Here is a 17,723-nt window from a genome sequence, read left to right as displayed (position 1 = left end):
ACGCACCCGATGCGTCCTGACAACCGGGCAGCAAGGAAAGGGTCATTGATGGCCGAATCGCCCATATCCGTGTTCGATCGACTGGTCAACGCGGGGCCTCCCGCACCCGGGGTCACGCGCACGACCGTCGACACCGCCTGTGTGCTCGGCGGCAGCATCGCCGGGCTGCTGGCGGCCCGTGTGCTCGCCGACCACGCGCGCCAGGTGATCGTCGTCGAACGCGACGAGACCGGTACGGACGGACGGCCGCGCGCGGGTGTGCCGCAGGACCAGCAGGTCCACTCACTGCTGCCCGGCGGACGCCTGTGGATCGAGCGGTGGCTCCCCGGATTCACCCGGGAGGCACAGGACCTGGGCGCCGTCCTCGCCACTCCGGAGCAGTCCCTCACCTGCCTCGACGGCCGTCCGCAGGCCCCCGGCGCGGCACACGCGCTGCTCGGCGCGAGCCGCCCGTTCCTCGAATCCCGGCTGCGCGCCCGGGTCCTGGCGCTGCCCAACGTCTCGGCCGTACGGAGCCGGGCGACCGGTCTGACGTACCGGGACGGCGCCGTCAGCGGCGTCCGGCACACCACCGACCACGGGGAAGAGGTCCTGGCGGCGGACTTCGTCGTGGACGCGATGGGCCGCTCCAGCAGGCTGGCGGAGTGGGTGCACGCCGACGGCTACGACAAGCCCCGTCTGGAGCGGCTGGCCTCCGGCATCCACTACGCGTCCGCCCTCTTCGAGCGCTCCACACAGGCCGAAGACCTGTCGGCGGCGTGCGCGTTGGCGGTGTACTCGCCCCCGTACCCGCGCGGCGGGACCGCCGTGGCGGCGGTGAACGCGATCGAGGACAACAAGTGGCTGGCGCTGCTGGTCGGCTTCGGGGAGGACCGGCCCGGCCGGTCGGTCGAGGACTTCCGGGCGGTGTGCGAGGAGCTTCCGCCGGTCTACCAGGAGGCCGCGCGCGGCGCGGCGGTGCGTGAGGTGGTGACGTACCGTCAGGCCGACAGCCGGCGGCGCGGGTTCAGCGGTCTGGAGCGGTTCCCGGCACGCCTGGTGAGCGTGGGGGACGCCGTCGCGTCCTTCAACCCCGTCTACGGGCAGGGCATGTCCTCCGCCGCGCTGCACGCCTCCTGCCTGGCCGAGTTCCTTGAGGGCGGCCCTCGACTCGACCGGGGCGCCGAGGAGTTCTTCCGTTTGCAGGACGTGGTCGTGGACGCCGCGTGGGCCGTGTCCGCCGGAGGCGACGCGGCACGCCTGGACGCGGAGAACGGCGTCGAGGTGCCGGAGGAGGTGCGGCAGCAGCGCTGGGCGCTCCAGCAGGTGATCGGCGCGACCGTGGTCGACGGTGACGTCGCCCAGGCCTTCAACCAGGTCTCGTTCATGCTCCGCCACCCCTTCACCCTGGCGGACCCCCATCTGCTGGAACGTGCCGTCGCGGCCAACGGGGCGCCGGCTTCCGGCGGTCGGTGACCGGCGATCCGAGACCGTCGGGGACGGGTGATATTGGCATGAGCGCAACAAAGTTGCGATAGTTGGACGCCGCCCCTTGACCCTCCCAAACCTCCGATGTTCACTCAGGGGGCCACGTACTAGTACCTCCGTCGGCGCCCCCGGGCGCACCGAGAGAGGACAAACAGTGCGCCTCCTGTCCCGCGTCGTGACCGTGCTCCTCCCGCTCGTCCTGTCCCTCGCCGTGTTACCCCAGGCGGCCCAGGCGACCGGAGCCGACCGGTCCGCCGCCGCCCTTCCCGCCTCCGTCCCCCGCGCCGCCCCCGCCGCCGCACCCGCGGCCCCGCTGACCAGCGTGCTCGTCTTCTCCAAGACCGCCGGATTCCGGCACTCGGCCATCGCGGCCGGGATCGCCGCCGTCCGGCGGCTCGGCACGGCCAACGGGTTCTCCGTCACCGCCACCGAGGACGCCACCGCCTTCACCACCGCCAACCTGGCCCGCTACCAGGCCGTCGTCTGGCTCTCGACCACCGGGGACGTGCTGAACGCCGCCCAGCAGACGGCGTTCGAGTCGTACATCGCCTCCGGCGGCGGCTACGTCGGCGTGCACGCCGCCGCCGACACCGAGTACGACTGGCCCTGGTACGGCGGCCTCGTCGGCGCCTACTTCGCCTCCCACCCGGCGACCCAGCCGGCCACCGTCAAGGTCGAGGACCGCTCCTCCCCCTCCACCGCGCACCTGCCGCAGCGCTGGACGCGGACCGACGAGTGGTACAACTACCGCGCCAGTCCGCGTTCCGCCGTGAAGGTGCTCGCGAGCCTGGACGAGACCTCGTACACCGGCGGCACCATGGGAGATCATCCGATCACTTGGTGCCAGAACTACCGTGGCGGCCGGTCCTGGTACACCGGTCTCGGCCACACCGAGGAGTCGTACGCCGACCCCGCCTTCACCACCATGCTGCTCGGCGGCATCCGGACCGCCGCCGGCGCGAGCCCCGCCGACTGCCGCCCGGAGAACGGGTACACCCGGCTGTTCGACGGTACGCAGGCCAGCCTGGACCGGTGGCGGCAGGCGGGCCCCGGCGGATTCTCCCTGGCCGACGGCACCCTCACCTCCGTGGGCGGCATGGGACTGCTCTGGTACCCGGTGACGCCGTTCGCCGACTACTCGCTCAAGGTCGACTGGATGATGCCGGGGGACGACAACGGCGGTGTCTTCATCGGCTTCCCCGATCCCCAGGGCGACCCCTGGCGGCCGGTCGATCTCGGCCACGAGATCCAGATCGACGCGACCGACGCCGACGCCTCCCGTACCACCGGCAGCGTCTACAGCCTCAAGGCCCCGGACACCGCGGCCCGCGCCGCCGCGCTCAACCCGCCCGGTACCTGGAACACTTACGAGATCGCCGTGCACGGCAAGCGGATCGAGATCCATCTCAACGGCGTGAAGATCAACGACTACACCAGCACCCGCGACATCGCGACCGGCCACCTCGGCGTCCAGAACGACGGCGCCGGCATGGACATCAACTACCGCGACATCAGGATCAGACAGGACGGCGCCCAGAGCACCGACCTGGCGCGCGGCCGGCCGGTCACGGTCACCAGCGTCGAGCCCGGCAGCACGCACGTCGGCGCCAACGCCGTGGACGGCGACCCCGCCACCCGCTGGGGCAGCGCCTACGCCGATCCCCAGGCGATCACGGTGGACCTCGGCTCCGTCCGTACCGTCGACCAGGTCCGGCTCACCTGGGAGACCGCCTACGCCAGGGCGTACACGGTCGAGATCTCACCCGACAACACGACCTGGCGCACCGTCGCCACCACCACGGCGGGCGACGGCGGGCTCGACACCGTCCCCGTGGGTGCCACGGCCCGGTACGTACGGGTCCAGGGCACCGCCCGCGCCACCTCATGGGGCTACTCGCTCTGGGAGTTGGCCGTACTCGGACGCTAGAGCGGCACCGGCGACCTGGGGCGAGCCGCCTCGGGCCGCCGTGCCCACGACCCGGATCCCCCCACCCGCGAACGGCCCATGGAGGTGCCGTGTCATCGCGCACACTTTCCTTCCTCGCCACCCTGCTCACCCTGTCCGCACTCCTCCTCGCGCCCCAGGCGACGGCGCTTCCCCGGACGACCGCGGAGCCGAGGGCCGTCGCCGCGCCCCCGCCCACCAGCGGCTTCGAGAAGGTGAAACTCGACGGCGGACTCCCGATGGGGGAGCCGATCGAACTGGCCGTCCTGCCGGACGGCAAGGTCCTCTACATCAACCGCGGCACCAGCGACGGCGGCGGCCAGGTCCGCGTCTACAACCCCGCCACCAAGGCGACCACGGTCGCGCTCACCCTCCCGCTCGACGCCCGGTTCGAGGACGGGCTGATCGGCATCACCCTGCACCCGAGGTTCGCCACCACCGGCTGGGTCATGCTGTTCTACTCCCCGAAGGTCACCCCGCTGGTCAACCGCATCTCCCGGTTCACCTTCAACGCCGCCACCAACACGATCGCCCCGGCCAGCGAGGACATGATCATCGAGTGGCGGACCGAGCGCGAACTGTGCTGCCACTCCGCCGGATCCATGTCCTGGGACACCGCGGGGAACCTCTACTTCGCGGTCGGTGACAACACCAACTCCGGCGGCGACTCGGCGGGCATGGCCCCCATCGACGAACGCACCTCGCGCAACGCCCAGTACGACGCCCAGCGCACCTCGGGCAACGCCAACGACCTGCGCGGGAAGATCAACCGGATCCACCCGGAGGACAACGGGACGTACACCGTCCCCGACGGCAACCTCTTCGCCAAGGGCGCCGCCGGTACGCGCAACGAGGTGTACGTCATGGGCGTGCGCAACCCGTACCGCGTCTGGGTCGACAAGAAGGCCAACAACACCCTGTACTGGGGCGAGGTCGGCCCCGACGCCGGGGCGACGGTCGCCAACCGGGGCCCCGCCGCGTACGACGAGTTCAACCGCGCCACCGGCCCCGGCAACTACGGCTGGCCGTACTGCGGCGGCCCCAACGTCAGTTACAACGACTGGGACTTCGCCGCCAACGCCCCGCGCGGCTGGTTCCCCTGCGGCGGTTCGGCGGGACCCGTCAACAACTCCCCCCGCAACACCGGCATCCAGCAGCTCCCGCCGACCAAGCCCGCCCTCGTGTGGGAACAGCACGGCGGCAGCAGGGAATGGCCCCAGCTGGACACCCCGGGAGGCTGCGGCTCGCCCAACCACACCGAGGTCTACCACTACGACCCGAACCTGAACTCCGACGTCAAGTGGCCGCAGTACTACGACAACAAGCTGCTGATATCCGAGTACTGCCGCAACTGGATCAAGGAGGTGCAGTTCAACAACGGCAACCCCGCCACCGGCACCCCCACCGCCATCGAACCGGTCCTCGACGGCATGCGGTTCGTCCACCCCATCGACTCCGAGTTCGGCCCCGACGGCTCGCTGTACCTGCTCGAATACGGCAGCGGCTACTTCTCGGGCGCGGAGGACGCGGGACTCTACAAGATCAATTACGTGCAGGGCGGCCGCTCGCCCCTCGCCAAGGCCTCGGTGAACCGGGACAACGGCCTCGCGCCGCTGGCCGTCACGTTCTCCAGCGCGGGCAGCAGCGACCCGGACGGCAATCCGCTCAGCTACGCCTGGGACTTCACCAACAACGGCAGCACCGACTCGACGGCCGCCAACCCGTCGTTCACGTACACCTCCAACGGCAGCTTCCAGGCCAGGCTGACCGTCAGCGACGGAACCGGGCGCAGCGGCACCACCACGATCCCGGTCGTGGTCGGCAACAACCGCCCCACCCTCACCATCGGGGCACCACCGGACGGCGCCACGTACGAGTGGAACGAGAACGTCACCGTGACCGCCTCCGCGACGGACCCGCAGGACGGGGCCGTCGACTGCTCGAAGGTGATCGTCCGCGTGGCGCTCGGCCACCAGGAGCACGCCCACGAGATCGCGGAGGGCACGGGCTGCTCGATGACGTTCAACACGGGCCCGCTCCACTCGGGGCTCGACGCCACCCAGTTCTACGTGGTGCGCGCGACCTACACCGACCAGGGCGCCCCGGGCACCGTCCCGCTGACCGGCGAACGCCAGCAGACCCTGTGGCCCAAGCGGTGGCAGGCCGAGCACTTCGCGCAGCTGTCAGGACCGCAGATCATCACCGCCGCCGGCGCCGAGGGCGGCAAGCGCCTCGGAGACGTACAGAACAACGAATGGGTCCGCTACCACCCCGTGAGCCTCAAGGGCATCACCGGGGTCAGGGCGCGCGTCTCCTCGGACAAGGCGGGCAACGTCGCGACGTTCCGGTACGACTCCGTCACCGGGCCCGTGCTCGCGCGGGTGACGGTGCCGAACACCGGGGGCTGGGAGACGTACACCGAGGTCAGCGCGCCGATCACCGGCGCGGTGGACGGGCCGCGGGACATCTACGTGGTCTTCACCGGCGGCTCGGGAGCCATCCTGGACCTGGACAGCTACACGTTCACGGGCCCGGGGGTGAGCCGCCCGCCGACGACCCGCGCGGACTGACGCCGGGACGGTGACGCGCGGACTCATGCCGGACCGTGTGCCGGGCCGCTTCCGAGGAGGGAGGCGGTCCGGCACCCCGGCCGGTCAGCGAGCCTTGCGGACCTGGGCGGCGCGCCGGGCCTCGGCCGTCCGCCGGGCGTCGGCGGCCTTGCGGGACTCCTTCGGGGGACGGCCCGTCCGGTTGCCCATGCCCTGGAAGGGGATGCGGCCGGTCTTGCCCTGGTCGACCACAGGCGGCCGCTTGGCGCCGGTGATGCTGGTCAGCTGCTCCTCGCCGGACCGCACCTGCGTGATCGTCGGCCGGATCCCGGCGTCCGACATCATCTTGTTCACGTCCCGCCGCTGACCGGGGGTGACCAGGGTGACCACCCGGCCCGACTCGCCCGCGCGCGCCGTGCGCCCGCCCCGGTGGAGGTAGTCCTTCGGGTCGGCGGGCGGATCGACGTTGACGACGAGGTCGAGGTGGTCGATGTGGATGCCGCGGGCCGCGACGTTGGTGGCGACCAGCACCGTGACCTCACCGTCCTTGAACTGGGCCAGCGTGTGCGTGCGTTGGGGCTGTGACTTGCCGCTGTGCAGGGCGGCGGCCCGGACCCCGCTGCCCCGCAGGTGGCGGGTGAACTGGTCCACGCCCACCTTGGTGTCCAGGAACATCAGCACCCGCCCGTCGCGGGCCGCGATCTCGGTGGCGGTGGCGTACTTGTCGGCCGGGTGCACGTTCAGTACGTGGTGCTCCATCGTCGTGACCGAGGCCGCCGCCCGGTCGACCGAGGCGAAGACCGGGTCGTGCAGGTACTCCCGTACCAGGTGATCCACGTTGCGGTCGAGCGTCGCCGAGAACAGCATCCGCTGCCCGTCGGGCCGTACCTGCTCCAGGACCTCCGAGACCTGCGGCAGGAAGCCCAGGTCGCACATCTGGTCCGCCTCGTCCAGGACCGTGATCGCCACCCGGTCCAGATGGCAGTCCCGCCGTCCGACCAGGTCGGCGAGCCGGCCGGGGGTTGCGACCACCACCTCGGAGCCGGCCTTGACGTCCGCCGCCTGCCGCGAGATCGACAGCCCGCCGACGACGGTCGTGAGCCGGAGCCCGAGCACCTTCGCGTACGGGGCGAGCGCGTCGCTCACCTGCTGGGCGAGCTCCCGGGTCGGCACCAGGACCAGCGCGAGGGGCCGCTTCGACTCGGCGCGGCGGCCGGCCGTGCGGACGAGGAGCGCGAGCCCGAAGGCGAGCGTCTTGCCGGAGCCGGTCTGTGCGCGGCCGAGCACGTCACGGCCGGCCAGGGCGTCCGGCAGGGTGGCCGCCTGGATCGGGAACGGCTCCCGCACCTGGAGGCCGGTCATCGCCCTGACCAGCTCCGCGGGCAGGTCCAGCTCGGCGAAGGACCGCGCCGGCGGCCGGCCCGGGACCACGGTCCCGGGCACCGCGAGCTCGCCGCGCGGCGCCGTGGCACGGTCGTACCTGCCGGCACCGGAGCGCCCGGAGGCGGACGACTTCGCGTTCATGGGGAACCTTCCTCGGTGTGGCGCCCGGAACGGGCGGGGGCCCGTACCTCAAGCGGTACGGGCCCCTGCCACGTCGAAGCGTCCCCCCATTTTACCAGCGCGGGACCCCCGGACCCGATCCGGTCGGCCGGCCCCGCTCCTCGTCCGTCTACTCGCAGGCGACCCCGTCACCGTCGCGGTCCAGGTGGGAGCCGTAGCCGGGGTCGCCGCGGCGGATGGGGTCGGCGCCGGCGGCGCGGACCGCGGTGCAGTTCGCGTAGTACGTCGACGAGCTGTCGTCCCCGCCGGAATCGTCGCCCCCGCCGCTGCCGCCCGCCGCCGGTGCCACCGTGACCCGTACCGTCTTCGTCCTGGTGACGGTCGGGGCCGGCTTCGCCTTGGCGGTCACCGTCGCGGTCACGGTGGGCGCGGGCGTGGCGGCCGGCGCCGCCGTCTCCGTCCGTGTCGCCGTCGCGGTCACGGTCGCCGCGGGCACGGCCTTCGACTCGGCCACGGCCTCGGTGTTCTTCGTGGTGTCACTTGCCCCGCCGATCCCGATGCCGAGACAGAGGAGCAGGAACGCGCCCGGGATGAGAACGCGCTTCCGCGCCCACCCCGGCCGCCCACCCGGCACCGGCGGCGGCGTGTACGGCTGGGGCCCGGCGGGCGGCTGCCCCCATTGCGGCTGCGGCGGCTGGTTGTACGACATGTGTCCCCCAGGGGTGTTTCGTGGAGCAGGGGTGTTTCGTGGAGGCATGAACGTAGCGGTCCGGATTGGACCGATGTGAGGAATGCGCTTTATTGGTGGCCGAGTTGTGATGAAGCGGTGTGGCCCCGGCGGTATCCGTTCCCGTGTGGGTGCTGGACAGCCCGGCGCTGCCGCGGCCGGCCCCTTTCGGCGGCCGATCATGCGGCAACGGGTCAAGTAGCGTGCCAGGGGGCGTTGATCAGGGCTCCGAGGGGGATGTGGGGTGCGGGAGCAGGTGCGGTTCTCGGTGCTGGGGCCGGTCAGGGCGTGGCGCGGTGCGGAGGAGATCGGGCTCGGGCCCGCGCAGCAGCGGGCGGTGCTGGCCGTGCTTCTGCTGGCGGAAGGGTCGCAGGTGGTGACGAGCGGGCTGGTGGACGCGGTCTGGGGGACGCGGCCACCCGCGTCCGCCGTCGGGATCCTGCGGACGTACGTGCACGGGCTCCGCAGGGCACTGGAGCCCGGCGGGGAGATCGCGGCGTCGGTGATCCGCTACACCGGGGACGGATACCAGCTTCGTGTGCCGCCGGGCCGACTGGACCTCCACGCCTTCAGGGAGTTCCTTGCCCGGGCCGACGAGGCGCGGTGCGCGGGGGACGCCGCGGGGGCGGCGGAGCTGCTGCGACGAGGGCTGGACCTGTGGCAGGGAACGCCGCTGGCCGGTGTGCGGGGTGAGTACGCGCGGGGTCAGCGACAGCGACTGGACGAGCTGCGTCTGTCGGCGCGAGCGGCCCGTCTCACGGCCGAACTCGACTGCGGTGCCCACGCGAAGGCCGCTTCGGAGCTGGCGGGCCTGGTCGCCGAGCATCCGCTCGACGAGCGGTTCCGGGAGCTTCTGATGCTCGCCCTGTACCGGTCGGGGCGACAGGCGGCGGCATTGGAAACGTATCGCGAGGCACGGACCGTGCTCGTCGAGGAGTTGGGGGTGGATCCCGGGCCGGCCTTGCGGCAGATGTACGAGCGTGTCCTGCGAGCCGACCCGGAGCTCCTGGGTCCACCCGGCCAGGCCCGACCCGTACCCGCGCCGGACATCAGCGTTCCGGCTCAACTGCCCGCCGGTATGCCGATGTTCGTCGGCCGTGACGCCGAGCTGGCCGAGGTCTCCGCGCTGCCCTCGGGCGGCACCGTCGTGATCAGCGCCATCGCCGGCATGGCGGGTGTCGGCAAGACCGCCTTCGCGGTGCACTGGGCGCGGCAGATCGCGGACCGCTTCCCGGACGGTCAGCTGTACCTGAATCTCCGGGGCTTCGACCCGGCCGGTGTGCCCGTTCCGCCGGAGCACGCGCTGCGCGTTCTGCTGGAATCGCTGGGCACCGACCCGCGCGGCCTGCCCCAGGACATCGACGTGCTCATCGGCCTCTACCGCACCCGGCTCGCCGGCAGACGGGTGCTGGTGCTGCTGGACAACGCACGCGACGCCGCGCAGGTGCGGCCCCTGCTGCCCGGGGCGCCCGGCTGTCTGGTCGTCGTCACGAGCCGCAACCGGCTCTCCGGACTGATCGCCCTGGACGGTGCCCACCTCCAGGACCTCGACGTCCTCTCCCCGGCCGAGGCCCGCGAACTGCTCGCCCGCCGCCTCGGCGAACAGCGCGTCGCGGCCGAACCCCAGGCGGTCGAGGAGATCGTCGCCTGGTGCGCGCGGCTGCCGCTGGCCCTGGCGATCACCGCCGCCCGCGCGGCCGTCCGCCCCGCCTTCCCCCTCGCGGCGATCGCGGCCGAGCTGCGCGCCGGCGCCGAGGGCCTCGACGCGTTCCACGACGGCGACGAGACGGCCGACGTACGTGCCGTCTTCTCCTGGTCGTACCTGGCGCTCAGCCCCGACGCCGCCCGGCTGTTCCGGCTCCTCGCCCTGCACCCCGGCCCGGACATCGCTCCGGCGGCCGTCGCCAGCCTGGCCGGGCTCACCCTACGTCGTACCGGACAACTGCTCGGCGAACTCGTACAGGCCCACCTCACGGACGAGGTCGCCCCCGGCCGCTATGCCTCCCACGACCTGGTGCGCGCCTATGCCACCGAACTGGCCGAAACGCTCGAGACGCCCTCTCACCTGCACGAGGCCCGGCACCGGATGTTCGACCACTACCTGCACACCGCTCACGGGGCCGTCGCGCTCACCTCCGAACGCGTACTGATCGCGCTCGCGCCCCCGGCGGAGGGCGTGCGCGGCGAAGAATTCGCCGGGGACCCCGCTCGGGCCCAGGCCTGGCTCGACGCGGAACAGGCGGCGCTGCTGGCGATTGCCGAACAGGCGGTCAACGGCCGGTACGACGTCCACACCTGGCAACTCGCCTGGGCCCTGAGCAACCAGTTGCACCGGCTCGGCCTGGCACGGGAGCTGGAGGCGGTGAACCGTGCGGCCATGGAAGCGGCGCACCGACTGGGAGACCTGAGCGCCCAGGCACACGCCCACCGTTCCCTCGGTGTCGTCGCGCTGGACCTGGGCCGCTTCGACCAGGCACGCGTTCACGCGGAGCGGGCGACCGAACTGTTCGCCGAGGCGCACGACATGAGCGGCCGCGCCCAGAGCTATCGCCTTCTGGCCGTGATCGCCGAAAGGGTGGGCGACCTGAAAGCCGGGCTCGACGCGGCGCAGCGGTCTCTTGCGCTCTTCCGCAGTCATGAGAACCGCGGAGGCGACACCCGGCGGGGCCGGGCCATGACCGCCAGCGCGCTCAACGCGGTCGGCTGGTTCCACGTATTGCTCGGGCAGCCCCGGCAAGCCCTCGACCATTGCCGTCAGGCGCTGGCCCGCTACCAGGAACTCGGACACGACGTCGGCGCATCGGACACCTGGGACAGCATCGGCTTCGCGCTGCACCGACTCGGACGGTACGACGAGGCCCTCGTCGTCTATCGCGACGCCCTGTCCCTCTACCAACGGACGGGCCGTAGCGACTGGTTCGTGGTCGGCACCCTCATGCGCCTCGGGGACACCCACCTCAGCGCCGGCCAGCCGGCCGCGGCCCGCGCGGTGTGGACCGAGGGGCTGCACATCATGGAGCGGCTCGTCCACACCGACGTCGAGCGACTCGCCGAGCGTCTCCGCACGAGATTGCGTGACCTCGACAGGCCGAGCAGCCCCGCGACGGCGGACGCGGCGGGTGTCGCCCGGCGAGAGGGGGGTGGGCAGGCGTAGGCGCTCCATGGATCGGCGGTGAATCGGCTGTGAACGCCCGACCGGTTGCCTTTACCGGGCAGCCCGCCGGGGCGATGCCTCCGCACTGTCGGTGGATACGCCTGTTGGACGAAGGAAGACGCATGACTGCAATGAACCCGGATGATTCCCGATCGAACATTCTGCGGCAGGCGATGAATGTCGTGGAGATGAATCTGGACAATCCTGATCTTTCCCCCGCTCTTGTCGCCCGAACCGTCGGCGTTTCCCTGCGCACTCTCCACCGGGAGTTCTCGGCGCTGGGCGACTCCCTCATGTCGTTCGCGCGCCGGCGCCGCTTGCAACGGGCTTATGCCGATTTGGCGCAGGTACGCGACGGGGTGGCGATTTCCGATGTCGCGGCCCGGTGGTGCTTCTCCGACGCGAGCCACTTCATCAAGACTTTCAGATCGGTTTACGGCACGACTCCGGCGGCCTACCTGAGAACCCTGAAGAGTTGACCGCACAGCGATGCGCTCGACCGGTGGACGGTCGAGCGCATCGCGATATCGTCACGTCATCCGGTTAGACTCGCCGATCTTCCACGCTTTCAGTTCTGCACGCGTGGCAAGGGTCTCCGGGGAAGAGCCGCCTGAACCAGAGCTGCCACTGCGTACCGGCCCCCCTGCACTGCACCTCGATCTCGTAACCGTCGGAGTAGTAGTAGTCGTAGAGATTGATGGCGGCGTTGGAGCACGCGGCCACCGTGGGCCAGACGCTGTCGAATCTCCACTCCGAGGCACGGGATTCGCCGGGGGAGACGTTCGCCGACGTGGTGCTACGGATCACGGGAGCGGCCTGGGCCGCACCGGCCGTCGTCACCGTTCCGGCGGCGGCCACCAGCGCCAGCGCGCCGGCCGCGACAACTCTGCGTACCCGCGTGTACCTCATGCTCCGTGGATTTCGTGCCGGCCGACAAGGGTGACCTCGCCGGTGTCTTCGCCCCCGATTTCCCTTCCGCATACGCGGCAGGGGGGAGTGGTCGTCCCGATGTTCCTCCAGTAGACCATCCAGCGATTCGGGGATACGAGCACCGTCGGGCATTTCGTCTCGATGAGGCGCCCGTTGTCCGCGGCGGACTGCTGGATGATCGAGGCTGTCTGAAGGCAGTCGAAATAGGAGTAGTAGATGGTGGGTTCGACGGTCCACGGGCCGGCGGCATTCGTGGAAGCGCCCCCTTCCGTACCCGCGTCCCGCGCCGCGGTGACCGCCCCACGCGTCGTCGAGGGAGCCGCATCGGCTGTCCCCGCGGTGATTGCCAGTCCACCCATGACCATCATGATCAGGGTGCCGGACGTGATTGTTCGCTTCATCAGCATGAATTCTCCTTCGGTGCTGCCGCTTACCTCCCTGAGTATGTCTCCGCGCCTTGTTCCTGAATGTAACTCAGGTGCCAGCTCCTCATCGGTCAGCGGTGCCGGGGGCGTTGGAGGATGTACAGGTCCCAGCTGTCGGGGTCGCCGATGTAGACGAACAGTTTCGGGTGCTCGGGGGTCCCGGACACCGCCCAGTTGTCCATGGAGCAGTTGTCCACGGACACCGGGATCTCCTGGGCCCACGGTCCGTCGCCCGGGTCGAAGTTCCAGGTGCCGGTGCCGGTGCACCGATGTGTGACCGTTCCGGAGTCGACGATGTCGAACGTCTTGATCCGGGTCGCGGTGGCGTGGCCGTCCGCCGTGAGGACAAGCGTGCCGCCGTCCCCGTCGGTCCATGTCCCCGCGGCCCGTTGCGTGTTCAGCCGCGGAGGTTCGTACGCGTGAACGATCCCGGCGTACGTGCCGATGCCGGCGAGCGAGCCGGCGGTGACCACCACGAGTGTCCCGTACAGCACCACGCGCCCGAACATGACACCGCCGGACAGCGGCGGGCGGTCCGGCAGCAACAGCCTGCGGGCCACCAGCGCCGGGGCGGAGAGCGCCGCCGTCACCACGAGCCAACCGCCGAGGACCGGCAGGAGGCTGTCCCCGGTCGGTACGGCCGCGAGCGCGGTCAGCGCGGCCGCACCGGCGGCCGCCAGCGCCGGGACCCACCACCACGCCTCACGCCCCGAGAGCCCGCGGCCCAGCCACCCGGCCCCGACGAGGAGCGGCATCACCAGTCCCACCGTCAGCAAGGCGCCCAGGGCGGCTCCCACCACGGCCAGGAACGGCGCCACGATGATCAGGATGAAGAGCGTGAACCCGTTGTAGGGAAAGCCTGGGCTCTCCTGGGTCTGCCGCCACATCGCGAGCGCGATCATCCCGATCGCGACCTCGACGGCGAACGTCGCCACCGAAGCGGTCAGCACCGCACCGAACTTGTTCCGCACCCGCAGCTGCGGGTGCACCGGCTCCAGCAGATTTGAACACATTCAAATCCCCTCCGCCCCGCATCCTTCCCTATGCGTACGGGCCCGCTGCCACCGGGGGTAGGGCGTCGGCAGGTGGTGGGGTCAGCCGTGGCGCCAGTTGCGGAACAGGCAGGTCAGGCGGTCGGCGTAGTGGTGTCGCCAGAGCCACCACGGCAGTTGGCGGTGGGCCACGAAACTCCACAGATCGTCGTCGGCCTCGTTGCCGCGGGGGAAGTCGCGCAGGAGATCGAGGGATCGGCGGTCGGCGGTCCGGTGGAGGCGGGCGGTGTGGGCCAGGGCTATGACTCCTTGGCGGCGGGTCTCCGCGTTCTCCGACTCCAGGGCCCTGTTGACCCGGGGCAGGATCGCGTCCGCGTCCGCGTGGTTCAGGGCGAGGGCGATGACGGCCACCCCGACGAGCGGCTCGCCCCGGTCGAACGCGGCGTCGACGTCCTCCGGGCGCTCGGTCCAGCGCAGCGTCGAGCTGTCCTGCCAGTTCAGGTCAGGTGCCGGATCGGCGGGGCTGCCCTATAGAGTGCCCGGGCCGGTGAACGGGTCCTCCAGGGTCGGGACGCACGGGGACAGCAAGCTCTCCGTGTGGTGGGTGACCAGGCCCCGGGCGAGCCTCACCACGCGTACCTCGTCGCCGTGTTCCGGGTCCTCGTCGTCGCGGATGTGGAGGAGCCCGTACGAGCCGGGAGCCACCACCGCCACCCGCGTGAAGAGGCCGACCACGTCCGTCGCGGAGCTGTGGTTGGAGTGGCCGCCCAGGTGGACGAACGGCTCGCCGTTCATCCACCTCAGGTCGAGGAGGTACGGGTCGGCCATCGCGGCGATGTGGAGCCGGAGCCCGTCCACGATCCCCGGCAACCGGTCCTCGGCCTCGTCGTCCCCGGCCGGGCTCGCCCTGACCGTGATCCACCCGTGGTACTCGTACATGCCGCGATCCGTCCCGGAAGAGCTTCGGCGACGCACTCTACTGAGGGCTCTCGGCGCTTCGGTAGTCTCGACGGCCGTGCACCACGCCCCTCCCACCACGCGCGAGGGGCCGCCCGGACGAAGGAAGAGCCATGGACGACGCCACCGGATTCCAGAGCATCCCGCCGACCACCCTCGCCGACGTGCTCGGGCGCGAGCAGGTCATGGACATCGGCATCCGCCCCCTGTGGCCCTCGCCCCCGCGCGTCGCGGGGCCGGCGTTCACCGTCCGCTGCCCTCCGGGCGACAACCTCATGCTGCACGCGGCCATCCACCGCGCCGAGCCCGGGTCCGTCATCGTCGTCCAGGCCGGTGACGTGGACTACGCGGTCGCCGGCGGGAACGTCTGCGCCGTCGCCCAGCGCCGGGGCATCGCGGCCTTCGTGGTGGACGGGGTCATCCGCGACCTCACCGAGGTGCGCGAGAGCGGCTTTCCCGTCTTCGCCCGCGGTGTGATTCCCATCCCCGGGGTCAAGGCGGCCGTCGCACCGCTGAACCAGCCGGTGCGCGTCGGCGGTGTGGACGTACGGTCCGGTGACATCGTGGTGGCCGACGAGGAGGGCGTCGTGGTCGTCCCTCACGCCCGCCAGGAACGCGTACTGCTCGACGCCCGCGCGAAGTTGGCCAAGGAGGCCGGTGAGTCCCTCGACGCGTGGGAGGCGGCACACCGCGCCCGGATCGACCAGATCCTGGACGCCAACGGCTTCGAGGGCTGACCGGGCCGCCCTCGACCGGCCCGCCCTGGACCGGCCCGCCGTCAGGCACCTTTCGGCAGCAGTTGACCCCGTACGAGCGCGAGCACCGTCCTGGCCGCGATCCCGCCCACGAACGCGGTGATCGCGGCCAGCAGCAGGTACGTGTAGACGGTGTGCCCGTCCGGCCGCCCCAGCTCGTTCCAGTGCAGCGTGGTGGTGACCACCGCGGCCCAGGAGAAGACGAAGGACCAGGTGCTGGCGGCGAAGCTGAGCCGCAGGAACGCCGGGAGCAGCCTGACCTGCGCCCCCACCATCACCAGCGCGTACCCCGCCAGACCCGCCGCGACGATGTCCAGGCGGTTCCCGTCGAGGGCGAAGTAGGCGACGCTCCCCACGGTCGGCGGCGCCACCTCGATCGCCAGGGTCGGCATGAGCAGGGGCGGCAGCGGCGGCCGGAAGAACAACCGCGCCATGATCATCGAGCCGAGGATGAACCAGCAGGCGACCCCGAGCCCGAACATCGCCTGGGCCAGCCGCTCCTGGCCCACGGTCGCGGCACTGGCCGACGCGACGAATCCGCCGGCCACCGTGGGCAGGAAGTATCCGGGGTGGAACCGGTCGAGGACGAGCGGTCCGTAGATCCACTGGCCGGTGAACCACCCCCCGACCAGCACGGTGAGTACGAGGAAGATGTCCACCAGGACCTTCCCTGCGGTCGGGGCGTACGGGGCGACGCCCTGGGACGCGAGGGCCATCGGTGTGATGACCGCCAGCGAGGCGAACGGGCTCGCCACGTCGTCGAACAGGTCCGCCGCGAAGGCGCCGCGTGTCGTCAGGACGTACCGCAGGTAGAACACCACGGTGACCAGCCAGACCAGGGCGGCCAGCGCCAGCAGGGCGTCCCCGACCCGGTGGGAGACGTGGCCCTGGTCGGCGGCGGTCACCCAGCAGCCGGCGAGGCCCGCCAGGCCGAAGGACGAGCCGAAGAAGTTGAGCGGGATCCGCTGGGTGGCCAAGGCGCGCGCTCCTCCGCAGGTGACGGTCGTCGGCATTGTTCCACCGCGGAAGCCAACAGAAGGGGACATTTCGTGCGCACCGTCCCGTGGCGGGACACGAGCTAGGGGCGCATCCCGAACAGGAAGCGGGTCGCCCGCGTGCGGCGGACCAGCAGCTCGTACAGACCGAGGGTCAGGGCGAGCGAGATCACCACGAGCACGGCGTACTCGACCACGATCGGCGCGGACCAGCCGGTCACGAAGTAGGCGACGGCGACCACGACGGGCTGGTGCAGGACGTACAGCGGCAGCACGGCCGCGGCGAGGTAGCCGTACAGCCGCCCGCGTGTCGACGGGGCCGGGTCCGGCGCCGTACGCGGTCGCTCCGGCCGCCGCCGGTCGAGGAGGCCTGGGATGGCGACCACCAGGCACCATCCGGCCGCGCCGAACAGCGCTCGCGAGACGGTGGCCAGGGTGGTCATCTCCGTGAAGGGCTCGTCGGCCAGGGCGAAGCCGGGGCCGGCCGCCGCGAACAGCAGGGCGCCGAGCCAGGCCGCGGCCCGGGCCTTGCGCCGCATCACGGCGCGGAAGCGGTCGTCGGCGGCGAGCGCGAAGCCGGCGACGAAGAACAGCAGGTACGACCAGCGGTGCCAGCCCGCGTAGTCCTCCTCCATCCGCGCGAAGGCGCAGATCGCCGCGAAGGCGAGGGCAGGCAGGAACACGAGGCCCCGCCGGCGCAGCGCCGCCTCCGCCACCCGGTCGCCGACGCGGCTCAGGCGCTCGTGCGGCACCCACCGGTGGAACGGCGCCAGCATCAGGGAGAAGGCCAGCAGGAGCACGACGAACCAAAGATGGCCGGTCTCGAAATGCTCGCCCTGGACGAGGAAGGGGAACTCCCGGAGCTCCAGGCGCACGTCGTAGAAGCGGGGGAGGAAGCCGAGGTACGACTCGTGGTAGCCGGCGTCGGCCGAGCGCAGCCGCAGCCACTGCGGCAGCGGGTTCAGCGCGAGGGTCGCGAAGACCAGGGGGACGCCGAGCCGCAGCAGCCGCTCGCCGGCGAAGCCGCCCGCGCCACGGCGCCGGAGCGAGTGCCAGGCGCCGAGGCCGGAGATGAGGAACAGCAGCGGCATCGCCCAGACCACCCCGAACCCGGCGATGATCATGATGGTTCCGGTGGTCTCGGTGTTCTTGACGTAGAAGTTGTCGTCGGTCGCGAAGACGAGCGCCGAGTGGAAGAAGACCAGGCCGATCACGACCAGCGTCCGGATCGCGTCCAGCTCCGGCCGGCGCTCCGGCAGCGGTCCCAGCGCCGGTTCCGCGCGCGTCGCCATGTCTGTGCCCCCCACCGTCGCCGGTATGTCCA

At 71.5% G+C, this 17,723-nt stretch carries 15 protein-coding genes; 6 read left to right on the top strand and 9 right to left on the bottom strand.

Annotation, left to right across the window (positions count from 1 at the left end; genetic code table 11):
* Window positions 1-48: 48 nt before the first annotated feature.
* From HA039_RS03875 to HA039_RS34325, 3 genes are all read left to right on the top strand, one after another.
* Complete coding sequence (locus HA039_RS03875) at window positions 49-1,455, top strand: FAD-dependent oxidoreductase (RefSeq protein ID WP_167023774.1); 1,407 nt, start codon at window positions 49-51, stop codon at window positions 1,453-1,455.
* 211 nt (window positions 1,456-1,666) lie between these two features.
* Window positions 1,667-3,394, top strand: coding sequence for a ThuA domain-containing protein (locus tag HA039_RS03870; protein WP_425086403.1), 1,728 nt, complete (start codon window positions 1,667-1,669; stop codon window positions 3,392-3,394).
* Window positions 3,395-3,483: 89 nt separating this feature from the next.
* Window positions 3,484-5,982, top strand: a complete 2,499-nt coding sequence (locus tag HA039_RS34325) for a carbohydrate-binding protein (protein ID WP_167023768.1) — start codon at window positions 3,484-3,486, stop codon at window positions 5,980-5,982.
* Between the two features lie 84 nt (window positions 5,983-6,066).
* On the opposite strand, the gene HA039_RS03860 is transcribed toward HA039_RS34325, so the two are convergent.
* Window positions 6,067-7,485, bottom strand: a complete 1,419-nt coding sequence (locus tag HA039_RS03860; protein ID WP_167023765.1) for a DEAD/DEAH box helicase — start codon at window positions 7,483-7,485, stop codon at window positions 6,067-6,069.
* A gap of 148 nt (window positions 7,486-7,633) precedes the next feature.
* A complete protein-coding gene (locus HA039_RS03855; RefSeq protein ID WP_167023762.1) occupies window positions 7,634-8,173 on the bottom strand; it encodes an excalibur calcium-binding domain-containing protein in 540 nt (179 codons plus the stop codon).
* Window positions 8,174-8,435: 262 nt separating this feature from the next.
* On the opposite strand from HA039_RS03855, the gene HA039_RS03850 reads away from it, so the two are divergent.
* Together HA039_RS03850 and HA039_RS03845 are read left to right on the top strand one after the other, a co-directional pair.
* Entirely contained in the window at window positions 8,436-11,345 is a 2,910-nt protein-coding gene (locus HA039_RS03850; RefSeq protein ID WP_243869110.1) for an AfsR/SARP family transcriptional regulator, read from the top strand.
* A gap of 122 nt (window positions 11,346-11,467) precedes the next feature.
* The gene (locus HA039_RS03845; RefSeq protein WP_243869108.1) at window positions 11,468-11,824 is read left to right on the top strand and encodes a helix-turn-helix domain-containing protein; all 357 of its coding nucleotides are present in this window, start codon (window positions 11,468-11,470) and stop codon (window positions 11,822-11,824) included.
* A gap of 64 nt (window positions 11,825-11,888) precedes the next feature.
* On the opposite strand, the gene HA039_RS03840 is transcribed toward HA039_RS03845, so the two are convergent.
* From HA039_RS03840 to HA039_RS03820, 5 genes are all read right to left on the bottom strand, one after another.
* Window positions 11,889-12,254 (bottom strand): hypothetical protein, encoded by a 366-nt coding sequence (locus tag HA039_RS03840; protein ID WP_167023758.1) that lies wholly within the window; start codon window positions 12,252-12,254, stop codon window positions 11,889-11,891.
* Window positions 12,251-12,682: a hypothetical protein gene (locus tag HA039_RS03835; protein WP_167023755.1), complete on the bottom strand. Its 432-nt coding sequence runs from the start codon at window positions 12,680-12,682 to the stop codon at window positions 12,251-12,253. Before HA039_RS03835 ends, HA039_RS03840 begins: the two co-directional genes overlap by 4 nt.
* Before the next feature lie 89 nt (window positions 12,683-12,771).
* Window positions 12,772-13,713, bottom strand: a complete 942-nt coding sequence (locus HA039_RS03830; RefSeq protein ID WP_167023752.1) for a hypothetical protein — start codon at window positions 13,711-13,713, stop codon at window positions 12,772-12,774.
* A gap of 81 nt (window positions 13,714-13,794) precedes the next feature.
* Window positions 13,795-14,103: a hypothetical protein gene (locus tag HA039_RS03825; RefSeq protein ID WP_167023749.1), complete on the bottom strand. Its 309-nt coding sequence runs from the start codon at window positions 14,101-14,103 to the stop codon at window positions 13,795-13,797.
* 117 nt (window positions 14,104-14,220) lie between these two features.
* Entirely contained in the window at window positions 14,221-14,631 is a 411-nt protein-coding gene (locus tag HA039_RS03820) for an Imm7 family immunity protein (protein ID WP_167023746.1), read from the bottom strand.
* A 131-nt stretch (window positions 14,632-14,762) separates the two neighbouring features.
* Here HA039_RS03820 and HA039_RS03815 point away from each other — a divergent pair, with 131 nt between their 5' ends.
* On the top strand, window positions 14,763-15,386 hold the full coding sequence (locus HA039_RS03815; protein WP_167023743.1) for an RraA family protein: 624 nt from the start codon (window positions 14,763-14,765) through the stop codon (window positions 15,384-15,386).
* Between the two features lie 41 nt (window positions 15,387-15,427).
* Here the strand turns inward: HA039_RS03815 and HA039_RS03810 are convergent, their stop codons facing one another.
* Together HA039_RS03810 and HA039_RS03805 are read right to left on the bottom strand one after the other, a co-directional pair.
* Window positions 15,428-16,381 carry an SLAC1 family transporter gene (locus tag HA039_RS03810; RefSeq protein ID WP_243869106.1) on the bottom strand — a complete coding sequence of 318 codons (954 nt, stop codon included), beginning with the start codon at window positions 16,379-16,381 and terminating at the stop codon, window positions 15,428-15,430.
* 101 nt (window positions 16,382-16,482) lie between these two features.
* Window positions 16,483-17,691 carry an acyltransferase family protein gene (locus HA039_RS03805; RefSeq protein ID WP_167023737.1) on the bottom strand — a complete coding sequence of 403 codons (1,209 nt, stop codon included), beginning with the start codon at window positions 17,689-17,691 and terminating at the stop codon, window positions 16,483-16,485.
* Window positions 17,692-17,723: the final 32 nt, after the last annotated feature.

It is taken from the genome of Streptomyces liangshanensis, from assembly GCF_011694815.1.
In the GTDB taxonomy this organism is placed as follows: Bacteria; Actinomycetota; Actinomycetes; order Streptomycetales; family Streptomycetaceae; genus Streptomyces; species Streptomyces liangshanensis.
This window is presented reverse-complemented; position numbering and strand designations above follow the sequence as displayed.